The following is an 11,937-nucleotide window of genomic DNA, read 5'->3' on the forward strand; positions in this document are numbered from 1 at the left end:
TAATAGCCAAATCTATTGAGTAAAAATTCCTTTGAAGTTGTTATTTTCCTATTCGTTAATTTTTCTACTCCCTAAATCTCAATTTTGCTGATTATGGACGCTGAATGATAGTTTCTAATACTCGACGCTTGGCTTTTGGATCGATACCAACCAAACGCAGGTATTCACCGTCATACAAAGCCATATAAGATTCTAATTCCACTATAATTTGCCGTTCGGATGTGGATTCTATGTACCCGCAACTTTGCCAAGAACCCGTACGGAAACGCCGTTTATCTACGTGTTCGGCACTAATTTTATAACCGGCAGCTAGCAACTGTTGTATTTGAGATATTATTTCTGAGCTTAATTTAGTGGGAACAGCAGCTTTTGCTGCTACAGCACTCGCGGAGGCTGTACTGAATGAACTCGAACTACTGGAGGAATAATGACCATTACTAGAAGAAGATGTCGCAACTGCACCATTAGGTCTTTGAATAATTGTTTCCAGTACACGACGCCTAGCTTTGGGATCGATACCAATTAAACGAACATATTCGCCTTGGTGATTTTGCATGCAATCAACCAATTCCGCAATTACTTCGTTGGTAGAAGTCGTTTCAATTGGTCGACAACTTTGCCAAGAACCGGTACGAAAACGTCTTTGGTCTACATGTTCTGTTCCAATCCGGTAACCACTAGATAGTAATTGGCGGATTTGCTCTAAAGTTTCGCTACTAAGCGCGCCATTACCAGTTCCGTTACTGCTATTACTAGTGCTGGTGCTGCTATAGCCGTTGCTATAACCAGCTGCTGGTGTGCTGTAGGAATTAGTAGGTGCTTTATAGGAACTTGTTGTCGATGGGGTTGGATTACCGTTAGGACGTTGAATAATTGTTTCTAATATGCGACGTCTGTCTTTTTGGTCAATACCAAATAAGCGGACATATTCTCCACTATGCTCTACCATACAGTTTTCTAAAGCTGCGATCGCCTCGTTGAGGGATCTAGCTTCAATGGGCTGACAACTATGCCAAGAACCAGTACGAAAACGTCTTTGGTCTACATGTTCTGTACCGATTTTGTACCCTTGGTTTAATAAGTAGCGTACCTGCTCTACTGTTTCACTACCTAGGCTATTATTAAACACTTCCTGACTCCTTTGTGACCTTTCAACTTCTAATGTTTCAACTCGATCGTTTGTATAAGATTTTTCTATCTGACTGCGGAAATTAGTAATACATTTGTTATCTTCAATACACAGATAACCAGCCCGCAGTTCCTGATTTATTCCCACTACATGATGGGCAAATTCCTTGTCTTCTCCCTGTACATCTGGTAATCGATCAGCTTGTTGTTGAGTTGTAATTACTGCTCCTGAAGCTACGTATTTACCTGGAGGAATTTCCACATCTTGTATTAAAGCATGCATCATTACGATGCAGCCAGCACCTACTTTGGCATTGAAAACAGTAGAGCGAAAACCAATAAAAGCATCATCGCCGATATAACATGGACCATGAATCAGAGCCATATGGGTAATGCAGGCATCTTTACCAATCCAGATTGAATATTCTTGTTGGTCGTCACCAATAACCCTTCCCTGTTCTAATCCATGTATCACTACACCATCTTGAATATTAGTATTTTCACCAATATAAAAAGGCGTACCTTCATCTGCTCTAATGGAAGTGCCTGGAGCTACAATTACATTCGGACTAATCCGAACATCTCCAATAATGTTGGAAAAAGAATGTACGAAAGCGCTTTCGTGAATCTGTGGTTCAGCTAAATCCCTCGACCAGGTTGTGGGGGGAGCCGCCTTACTGCGGACTACCATCGAATTATTCCTCCTCATATACAGCTATCAGCCGTCCAGCTATCAGTAATCGAACCTATTAACGTAAATTGCGATCGCTGATGATTTAAACCAAGACAAATAAAATTGAGACAAAATCAACGAGAAAACTAATTATTCCGGCAAATAAATCAAGCAAACAAAGCTGTCTTAGCGAGGAAGTTAACTGAACGGCTAACACGATTACTCCGATAACAACTTCCAGATAACAATTTCTAGATAACAACCTCCAGATAACAGTTTCTAGAGAAAAAGTTCCAGAGAAAAAGTTCCAGATAAGAATTTATTGATAATCATCTTTCTTGCTATATATCAAGCGATTATCAACATTTACTGTATCGATTATCGCGACGACAGCCGCATCAAGGGGACGCTGTTCGCTACCATCAAGTTTGCGAGCAGCACTTCCGCGACTGAGTAGAACCCATTCATTGACTCCCGCACCAACGTAATCAGCTGCCACTTCATATATCGGTAAAATCTGTCCTTCCTCATCCACTAACTGCAACAACAGTAGTTTTACACCTCGAAGACTAGGATCTTTTAGAGTGCTAACTACTGTGCCGCGCACTTTGGCGATTTGCATTACGCTTTATGGTCTGCCACCAAAGGGACGAATTGCATTGACATTTTCACGGAATTGTTCTACATCTTCCGTATAACGAATTGGCAGAACATACTCCAAGTTTTCGTGGGGACGAGCAATGATATGTGTAGATAAAACTTGTCCGCCATTAACTCTTTTTACATTATCAACTCCAGCTGCAACTGAAGCTTGAACCTCGGAAACATCTCCGCGCACAATTACGGTAACGCGACCGCTACCAATTTTTTCATAACCTACTAAGGTAACGCGAGCAGCTTTCACCATTGCATCAGCAGCTTCCACTACTGCCGGAAAGCCAAGCGTTTCTACCATTCCCACTGCAATTGACATTATCTTGTTCCTTAATAAGAGGCTAATGAAAACAAAAATCTAATAGGAGCTTTGAACGTACAAGCTTTGAATGTAAGACGACTATTGAAGCCAAATCTTTTAACTTCTCAAACCTAAGGTTCCTAAGGTATAAAACTTCTGAAGTCTCAAACTTCTAAAATTTCAACCTGAGAAAATATAAAATTTGTAATTTTCAAATTTAGGATTCCCATTCGGACCCCCCAAATTTCAAATTTCAACCTAAGGTTTCCAAAGTTGCCAACTTCTACAGTCTAAAACTTCTAAAGTCTCAACCTTCCAGAGTCTAAAATTCCTCAAATATAAGATTTTTAAAATCTCAGACTTCTAAAATGTTAGATTTCTAAAATTTTAGACTGCTCAAATCTCAAGCTTTTAAAATCCCAGATTTCCAAAATTTCCAACTTTAGAGAGAAATTATTAGATTTTATAGGGAAGAATGTTGAAGCCAATAAGATGATTAATGACATGTCAACGAAAAACCCGATACAGTAATATTTTCTCACCTTTGGGGCATACAAATTGGCAAATTTACAAATCCCTTCATCCCTATTTTTTTTAATTGCTAGGTCCTAAACTGTTCTACTGCTTCCGTATAGCGAATTGGTAGTACGTATTCTAAATTCTCATGGGGACGAGCAATAATGTGGGTGGATACGACTTCACCACCATTAACTCTTCTTGCGGCTTCTATTCCTGCTGCTACGGAAGCTTGGACTTCAGAAACGTCTCCACGGACAATTACAGTCACGCGAGCACTACCAATTTTTTCATAACCTACTAAGGTAACTCGAGCGGCTTTTACCATCGCATCCGCAGCTTCCACTACCGCCGGAAAGCCTTTGGTTTCAATCATTCCAACTGCAATAGGCATCGCAAAACTCCCACTAACTTAAATCAACTGGTACAACAAAGGTGAAAATTTAGACCGGGGGTATTTTTCCTTGTGCTCAATAAAGCGTTCTCAAATTAAGCATATGAAAGCTTTGTCCCCGTGGCAATATAAATTACTATAATAGTTCATAATAAAATAGTTTTAAAAAACTTAACATATCTTGATGACGGCTTTTTGCTTAATAGAAGTTGACTTTATTCGTAAAGCAACCATTTGTGTTTTATAATTTCTTTATATCATTAGGTGGAACTGATTTACCGCAAAGAATTTTCTATGTCGCGCAAAGGAATTACAAAGTTTTAAAAATATTGGGAAGCTTGTTCCTTTAGCTTTACAATGGGACAATAAAATTGATAGTTAAAATTAACAGTAATTATAAATATAAGTTGTGGTTATCAGAAAGATAGATTGCCATTGTAACTCCAGAAAAATTGAATAAATCAAAAGTTAAGTGTGAGTTTGTGGAGGTACTTTTTCATAGATGTTTAAATCTATGGGAATAAATGAAATGGCAAAATAACATCTATCAAGAGGAACTAAAATGCCCCAAGATTAACCTGATGCCCAATGTAATCATTGGGCAAAAATTCTTGTAGGGGTAAGTCGTCAAGGATAATCTAAATGAATCAATTTCTCTTTGTTACGTCTTGGTGTGTGCCCATTTATGGCTTAGTTGGCGCGCTTCTAACATTGCCTTGGGCGACCGGAATAGTTCGCAGAACTGGACCAAGACCAGCTGCTTACTTTAACTTGTTGACCACATTATTGACCTTTGCTCATAGTATTCTTGTATTTAAAGATTTTTCGAGCAGAGGTCCAGAAACTGTAATTGTTCACTGGTTTAAGGCTGTAGATTTAGATTTATCTTTTGCCTTGGATATCTCACCCATTAGTATGGGGGCTGTAGCATTAGTTTCTGGTTTAAGTTTTCTCGCTCAACTTTATGCCCTAGGGTATATGGAAAAAGATTGGGCAGTTGCACGTTTCTTTGCCTTGATGGGTTTTTTTGAAGCGGCGTTATGTGCTTTAGCTATTAGCGACTCCCTGTTTTTCTCCTATGCTGTTTTGGAAGTTTTAACCTTATCAACTTATTTGATTGTAGGTTTTTGGTATGCCCAACCTTTGGTGGTAACAGCAGCAAGGGATGCTTTTTGGACAAAGCGGGTCGGAGATTTGTTACTACTAATGGGAGTGGTTACCCTTTCCGTTTTTGCAGGTAGCTTAAACTTTTCTGACCTGTATGAGTGGGCGCAGACAGCCGAATTAAGCCCTTTAACCTCATCTTTGCTTGGTTTAACTTTAATCGCTGGTCCTGCAGGTAAGTGTGCCCAATTTCCCTTACATTTGTGGTTGGATGAAGCAATGGAAGGACCCAACCCTGCTTCTGTACTGCGGAACTCTTTAGTAGTAGCTGGTGGTGCTTTTATTTTGTATAAAATGCAGCCCATTTTAGCGTTATCACCAGTAGCTCTTAGCACCTTAGTTGTTCTTGGAACAGTGACAGCAATCGGTGCAACCTTGGTCTCGGTAGCTCAAACAGATATTAAGCGGGCTTTATCCCACTCTACCAGTGCTTATATGGGGTTGGTGTTTTTGGCGGTAGGGATGCAACAAGGCGGCGTTGCGCTGATGTTTTTGTTCACCCACGCGATTGCTAAAGCACTGTTATTTATGAGTGCGGGTTCAGTAATTTATACCACCTCAAGTCAAGATTTAACGGAAATGGGTGGTTTGTGGTCAAGAATGCCTGCAACTACAACGGCTTTTCTAGTAGGTGCTGGGGGAATGATAACTCTATTACCCTTAGGTAGCTTTTGGGCGATGCTGTCTTGGTCTGATGGCTTAGTTTACTTTACTCCTTGGGTGATTGGAGTTTTGTTGTTAGTAAATGGTCTAACAGCGTTAAATTTGACAAGATTTTTCCGACTAGTGTTTTGGGGAGAACCGCAGCCAAAAACCCGTCGCGCACCGGAAGTTCATTGGCCGATGGCGTTACCAATGGTATCCCTAACGATAGTAACTTTGTTAGTTCCTGTAATGTTGCAGCGATGGTATCTGCTACCTACATTGGATAGTGTCAACTGGTATGTTGCATCATCATTATTTGCTTCTAGTCTTTTGGGAGTTGCTATTGGTTCTAAGATTTATCTCCACAAAGCTTGGTCGAGATCGAGATTGATGTCGTGGCGAATGATCCAGGATTTATTGGGATACGACTTCTACATCGATAAAATCTATCGTGTAACCATTGTTTCGGTTGTGGGCTTTTTGTCCAACATATCTGCGTGGTGCGATCGCTATTTAGTTGATGGATTCGTTAATCTCGTTGGTATTGCGACTGTGTTTGGCGGACAAAGTTTAAGGTATAGTGTTTCCGGTCGTTCGCAAGGATATTTGCTGACTATTTTGGTAGGTATCAGCATTTTAGGAATTTTCTTGGGCTGGTCTCTAGGTTTATTGGATAACTTACCGTTTTAAAGAAGATATTAAAAATTTGACTTTGTTTGAGGTTTTATGAATATCAAACAATTAATCGAAGACATAGGGAAGGGGAATTTTCAACAAAATATCTTTCTTTTGTAGAGACGTTGCAATGCGGCGTCTCTACACATCGCAATGTTCCAGAAAGATATTCCAGAAATAATCTGCGAAGGGAAAATATTCCCAGGGTAATATTTCCAGAGTTATATTTCCAGGTTAATATCCCTAGAACAAGATTTACAGAACAAATCGATAGTAAATAAGCTTCTCAAACGTAAATTTTTCACATATCAGGCTCAATTCAAAAGGTAATTCCAAACAGTTTTATTCCTGTAATTAGAAATGTAGAAATATAAGTTCCAAACTTTGTATATCAAGCTTTAAAGCTATAGCCGTGCATCCTACCTTTACTTAAATTTATCTGAATCTATGACCCATAATTTATTCCTAGACTATGCTTAGTACTTTGATTGTATTGCCGCTTTTAGGTGCGGCTATTATTGGTTTATTACCAGGAAAAATCAGCAGCAAAGCTTTTCGCTCGTTGGCTTTAATCTTTGCTAGTATCGCCTTCATTTGGACAATTGTCATTGCTTATTTCTTTCAAATAAACAATGTCACCCAACAGTTCTCTGAATTTTTGCCTTGGATAGATGCTCTAGGTTTGAACTATCACTTGGGTGTTGATGGTCTATCCTTACCCTTATTAGTCTTGAATGGGCTATTAACTTGCATTGCAATCTACAGTAGCGACATTTCAATTCCACGGGCGAAATTCTACTATGTTTTATTGTTACTGCTCAATGTTGGCGTAACGGGGGCTTTCCTAGCACAGGATTTACTACTATTTTTCCTGTTTTATGAATTAGAACTCATACCCTTATACTTACTAATTGCAATTTGGGGCGGTAAACGTCGAGGTTATGCTGCAACCAAATTCTTAATTTATACCGCCGTTTCCGGTATTCTAATTTTAGCAAGTTTCTTGGGTCTAGTCTGGCTTAGTGGTGCAAGCAGTTTTGCTTTGCAAGGATTAAACGCTACAGCACTACCCTTAACAACCCAGCTAGTCTTATTAGCTGGATTGTTGGTTGGTTTTGGCATAAAAATTCCCATCGTTCCCTTTCATACCTGGTTACCAGATGCTCACGTTGAGGCTTCCACACCAATTTCTGTGTTGCTTGCAGGGATACTACTAAAGCTGGGAACCTATGGAATTTTACGCTTTGGGATGAATTTGCTACCTGATGCTTGGAATTACCTTGCACCCTGGCTTGCAACTTGGGCGGTCGTTAGCGTCTTATTTGGTGCTTCCTGTGCGATCGCTCAGACAGATATGAAAAAAATGGTGGCTTATAGTTCCATTGGACATATGGGTTATATCCTGTTAGCTGCAGCAGCTTCTACACCATTAAGTATTTTGGCTGCGGTGATGCAAATGGTGAGTCACGGTTTGATTTCTGCATTGCTATTTTTGTTGGTTGGTGTTGTCTACAAAAAAGCAGGTAGCCGAGATTTAGATGTAGTTAGGGGACTATTGAACCCAGAGCGGGGTTTACCGCTAATTGGTAGTTTAATGATTTTGGCGGTAATGGCTAGTGCAGGTATTCCTGGAATGGTCGGTTTTATCTCAGAATTCATTATTTTTCGTAGCAGTTTTGTGGTGTTCCCAGTTCAAACTCTGTTATGTATGCTTGGTACTGGTTTAACTGCTGTTTATTTCTTAATACTTGCTAACCGTGCATTTTTTGGACGTTTATCAGAGCAGGTTGTTAATTTACCACGGGTATATTGGTCGGATCGCAACCCAGCAATTATTTTAGCAATATTAATTGTAATTTTTGGCATCCAACCCAGTTGGTTGACGCGTTGGAGTGAAACGACAATAACTGCAATGGTAAACCCACCAAACCCAATTGCTGCTGTTTCCTTGTACCAAGAAAAAAGTCAAAATTGAGAATTTGGTTGTCAGTTAATGCGCTGAAGCGCACGCTTTGTTAACAGTTTATGGCTAACGCCACGCCCTTACGGGCTACAGTTAACAGTTAAAAATTCATAATTACCCATTACCCATCACCAATTACCCATCACCAATTACCAATTACCAATTACCAATTACCAATTACCCATTACCAATTACCAATTACCAATTACCAATTACCAATTACCAATTACCAATTCCTGTCTAGGGAGAATTGACAATGTTAACCGCTAAAAAGAAATCTTCGCCACATCCTTTATCGGAATATATACAGCGTCTATTAAACAACGAAACTTTACTTCCCAATAGTGAAACTAATCTTTTAGAAGTAGTAGGAATTTTGAAAAGTTATGGCGTTGTATTAGATGCTTATTCAAACAATCTGATCTACATCGCTCAAAATCAGTTTTTAGTATTTTTTCCTTTCTTTAAATACTTTAACGGAGATATCAACAGCAAAAAATTATTTCGGCATTGGTGGCACGATCGGATAAATTATGAATATGCCGAGTATTGCATGAAAGCAATGTTATGGCATGGTGGTGGTGGTTTAGATGAATACTTAGATTCGCCAGAATTTGAACAAAGAGCAAAAGCCGTCATTACAGCAAAGTTTAAAAATAATCCCTTCGTTCTCGCCGTTAACAAAATATTTTCCCAGTTTTTAATCGAACAGATGCGGGTTTATAGTTACTACAGTGGTTTGGGTCAATTTTGGCGAGTGATGTCTGATATATTCATAGATTTATCAGATCTCTATGATGAAGGTAAAATTACATCAATTCTTGAGGTTGTAAACCACATTAAAGCTGGATTAGTAGCAGCAGCAGCTCAACCAATTACTTACACCGTCACAATCAAAGATAAAGACTATGACATCATTCCCAAGTCTGTAGGCTTAACTTTCTTGATGGATACGGCTGTACCTTATGTAGAAGCTGTATTCTTCCGAGGAACACCTTTCCCCGGTACAGTTTCTTATAATGCTCAAGCGCGTCAAATTCCTCCGGTTCAAGGGAATTTCCAATATGGGGCGTTGTATGCAGATCCTTTACCTATTGGTGGTTCTGGTATTCCTCCCACATTACTGATGCAAGATATGCGTCACTATTTACCAGATTATTTACACGAATTTTATCAGAAAACCCTCCGGGGAGAAGATGACTTACGGGTAAAAATTTGTGAAACTTTCCAAAAATCAATGTATTGCGTTACTAATGCTGCAGTTGTTGGATTAATGCCCCATTCTCCCGATACTCAAGATCCAGAAGAACAAAAAGCAAATCAAGCTTATCTTGAAGGATGGATGGATCGATTAATTAATTCTCGTTTACACAACGTTAATAAGTAATGTTAGCGTAAGCGGGGCGCGACAGCGCACAGTAATGAGTAATAAGTAATAAGAATAAGTAATAAATCACTGTTCGCCCATGTAAAATCAAGTTAGAAAAAGCTGTTTGGACGCTCTACGCGAACGTGGTACTAGCCGCGCGTCTTTCAAACGATTTAGTCAGGGTTTTTGGCTATAACAAAGACCCAATACTCCACCTTGCGGAATGCGACTGCATAAAAATAGAGTTTTTAGAACTGGGGATTGTTTAGGAAAAATTATGAAAAATAGGTGAAAACCTTACGACATCTAGATTTTTTTGTTTTTTGGCAATTTCTCTAACTCCAAAAAAAATGGGCGAACCGGGAATAATGTACTTTTGATATCAAGTCCGCTTAATTAGTTACTATATAACCCTATTGAAAAGACGGCGGTTATTAGGTAATAACCCTTTTACTCATTACTGTGCACCGTGTACACTTACGTGTCCTGCTGGCGAATGCTAACGCGCCCCGCAATACCTAGAGCCTGCGGCGACGGCAGATCCGCAGGTAACGTAGTTATAGCCTCTAGCTGCGCTACCTTGCGGATCCGGTACGCTGACGCTAGCTACGCGCTTCATTACTTATTACTGTGCGCTGTCGCGCCCCGCTTACGCTAACATTACTTATTACTTATTACTTATTACTTATTACTCATTACTCATTACTTATTACTCGTTACTTCTATTTTTAAAGACGCACCAGTGTTATTGGTGCGTCTGTGCTGTTTATTTCAATTTGGTTGTTTACTTTCCCTCACTCCATTAAAAGAAAAATTATCAAATTTCTTTGGCGCTTAAATCAATCATTTAAGCAACATGTTGGAGTCGATAATTGAGTTGAATATTAAATAGATCTTGGAGATCTACAGAAAATCCTGGTAAAACATTTTCACCAAGAAGAGTTGGAGCTTTCCTAAAACCAAAAGCAACAATTTCTCGAATGTCATATTCAAGAATGTCACACTTTTGAGTATTACGTTCTTGAACATCACGAACGCGATAAATTTCTACTGATGATTTTTGGGGGTTAATTAACCAACCGAGACGGGTTCCATTTTTGATATATTCGCGCATTTGAAGTCTCAATTGTTCCAGAGATTTGTCCCCTTCAAAAATTTCAATTACAAAATCGGGACATACAGGTGGAACTGATTGCTTTTCTTCATTAGATAATGCATCCCATTGCTCTAATACTACCCAACATAGATCTGGAGAGATATGAGAACCATTGGGTAGTTTGAACTGTGTTTGATTATCAAAGATGTACCCAGCCTTTTTATAGTGATTCCAGTCAGCTAATTCTGCAGCTAATTGTTGATGTATAAATTTAATGCCACTATCAACGAATAGCATAATATCTCGCCTCGCTTCTGCTATTTTTTCATGCGCTATTCAACTTGCCCCACACAACCTGGTAAAAAACTGTTTCTCTCAAACAGTGCATCTAAGGTTCCATTGTAACCCTAATCTTTCCGTAGCTATTTCACTAAGGATGTTTATTCTATTATTTGTTATTTCTATTTGTCTATACAACGCTTGGAAATTGTTCAATCCTGAGTATTTTATAAGTATTCCTTATGTGGATATCAAATACTGTGCTTTCTGAACATTTGAATATTTCTGATACATTCTCACGAAATTATGTCTGTTAACTAGTATCAACTTTGAGGTGATACTAATCATCACATATTTCATAATATTAATTATTGTGTATTTAATATTGACTAATTATTTAAATTGATAGATTAACTCTGGAATTAAGATATTTCAAAATATATAAAGTAAAAAAAAGACTTAAAAAAAGATATATTTCGGTGTGCTTCTAAGTATAAAAACTATGTGTTGTCATTCGTGTTTCCGTATATTTGTAATTCGACCCTTCTGGAAGGATTAAAAAATCAGAGTAGGGTGTGTTAGGCGTAAGCCATAACGCACCGCAAGCGAAGGAATTGTATGAAATAACTTATCTTTGGTATGAGCAAGTATTTACTTGGAAAGTTAGATAAAAAAATTACTCGGAATTACGTTTTTGATTTAAATATTCTAGGATAAACAATAGTAGCTTTATTAACGCGATCGCAAGTGGTGCTTCCGGTAGCAACCAAGCAATTAGAGTCGTAAGAATAACAGTGATCGCCTTTAGTAAGTATGAGTTGATTTTAGATTTTTTCGATGGTTTGGGCGATCGGGAGCTTTTAACAGTTTTAGGTTTGATCAACATGTCTCGGTGTGTTTATTTCATCGTCTCCCCAATAATCACAAAGTTGAGTATTTAAGCGTGAGAGCGAGTAAAAGCCATTTAAAGCGATTCAATACGAGCATTAATAATCATCAAATCGTACTAATCTGTTAAAAACCTAAAGTTATCTTCAATAAAATACAGCTTTTGTAGAGATTTTGGATGCAACGTCTGTA

General features: G+C 38.6%; 9 protein-coding genes. 3 read left to right on the top strand and 6 right to left on the bottom strand.

The window, feature by feature from the left end; genetic code table 11:
* Positions 1-91 precede the first annotated feature (91 nt).
* The 4 genes from BC008_RS17335 to BC008_RS17350 form a co-directional block, all read right to left on the bottom strand.
* Complete coding sequence (locus BC008_RS17335; protein WP_027843910.1) at positions 92-1,819, bottom strand: ribulose bisphosphate carboxylase small subunit; 1,728 nt, start codon at positions 1,817-1,819, stop codon at positions 92-94.
* 301 nt (positions 1,820-2,120) lie between these two features.
* Positions 2,121-2,423 (bottom strand): EutN/CcmL family microcompartment protein, encoded by a 303-nt coding sequence (locus BC008_RS17340; RefSeq protein ID WP_027843909.1) that lies wholly within the window; start codon positions 2,421-2,423, stop codon positions 2,121-2,123.
* A gap of 6 nt (positions 2,424-2,429) precedes the next feature.
* On the bottom strand, positions 2,430-2,774 hold the full coding sequence (locus BC008_RS17345; protein WP_027843908.1) for a carbon dioxide-concentrating mechanism protein CcmK: 345 nt from the start codon (positions 2,772-2,774) through the stop codon (positions 2,430-2,432).
* A gap of 583 nt (positions 2,775-3,357) precedes the next feature.
* Positions 3,358-3,666, bottom strand: a complete 309-nt coding sequence (locus BC008_RS17350) for a carbon dioxide-concentrating mechanism protein CcmK (protein ID WP_010995042.1) — start codon at positions 3,664-3,666, stop codon at positions 3,358-3,360.
* A 642-nt stretch (positions 3,667-4,308) separates the two neighbouring features.
* Between BC008_RS17350 and BC008_RS17355 the strand changes: the two genes are divergently transcribed.
* From BC008_RS17355 to BC008_RS17365, 3 genes are all read left to right on the top strand, one after another.
* The gene (locus BC008_RS17355; RefSeq protein WP_027843907.1) at positions 4,309-6,165 is read left to right on the top strand and encodes an NAD(P)H-quinone oxidoreductase subunit F; all 1,857 of its coding nucleotides are present in this window, start codon (positions 4,309-4,311) and stop codon (positions 6,163-6,165) included.
* 457 nt (positions 6,166-6,622) lie between these two features.
* Positions 6,623-8,125 (top strand): NADH-quinone oxidoreductase subunit M, encoded by a 1,503-nt coding sequence (locus tag BC008_RS17360; protein ID WP_027843906.1) that lies wholly within the window; start codon positions 6,623-6,625, stop codon positions 8,123-8,125.
* Positions 8,126-8,369: 244 nt separating this feature from the next.
* Positions 8,370-9,500: a CO2 hydration protein gene (locus tag BC008_RS17365; RefSeq protein WP_027847081.1), complete on the top strand. Its 1,131-nt coding sequence runs from the start codon at positions 8,370-8,372 to the stop codon at positions 9,498-9,500.
* An 829-nt stretch (positions 9,501-10,329) separates the two neighbouring features.
* On the opposite strand, the gene BC008_RS17370 is transcribed toward BC008_RS17365, so the two are convergent.
* Positions 10,330-10,875 (bottom strand): Uma2 family endonuclease, encoded by a 546-nt coding sequence (locus BC008_RS17370; protein WP_058183721.1) that lies wholly within the window; start codon positions 10,873-10,875, stop codon positions 10,330-10,332.
* A gap of 658 nt (positions 10,876-11,533) precedes the next feature.
* Entirely contained in the window at positions 11,534-11,743 is a 210-nt protein-coding gene (locus BC008_RS48410) for a hypothetical protein (protein ID WP_027846849.1), read from the bottom strand.
* Between the last annotated feature and the right edge of the window lie 194 nt (positions 11,744-11,937).

The organism is Mastigocoleus testarum BC008 (assembly GCF_001456025.1).
In the GTDB taxonomy this organism is placed as follows: Bacteria; Cyanobacteriota; Cyanobacteriia; order Cyanobacteriales; family Nostocaceae; genus Mastigocoleus; species Mastigocoleus testarum.

Coding starts and splice junctions, on each gene's coding strand:
- BC008_RS17335 (WP_027843910.1), bottom strand. CDS start 1,819: ATGGTAGTCCGCAGTAAGGCGGCTCCCCCCACAACCTGGTCGAGGGAT.
- BC008_RS17340 (WP_027843909.1), bottom strand. CDS start 2,423: ATGCAAATCGCCAAAGTGCGCGGCACAGTAGTTAGCACTCTAAAAGAT.
- BC008_RS17345 (WP_027843908.1), bottom strand. CDS start 2,774: ATGTCAATTGCAGTGGGAATGGTAGAAACGCTTGGCTTTCCGGCAGTA.
- BC008_RS17350 (WP_010995042.1), bottom strand. CDS start 3,666: ATGCCTATTGCAGTTGGAATGATTGAAACCAAAGGCTTTCCGGCGGTA.
- BC008_RS17355 (WP_027843907.1), top strand. CDS start 4,309: ATGAATCAATTTCTCTTTGTTACGTCTTGGTGTGTGCCCATTTATGGC.
- BC008_RS17360 (WP_027843906.1), top strand. CDS start 6,623: ATGCTTAGTACTTTGATTGTATTGCCGCTTTTAGGTGCGGCTATTATT.
- BC008_RS17365 (WP_027847081.1), top strand. CDS start 8,370: ATGTTAACCGCTAAAAAGAAATCTTCGCCACATCCTTTATCGGAATAT.
- BC008_RS17370 (WP_058183721.1), bottom strand. CDS start 10,875: ATGCTATTCGTTGATAGTGGCATTAAATTTATACATCAACAATTAGCT.
- BC008_RS48410 (WP_027846849.1), bottom strand. CDS start 11,743: ATGTTGATCAAACCTAAAACTGTTAAAAGCTCCCGATCGCCCAAACCA.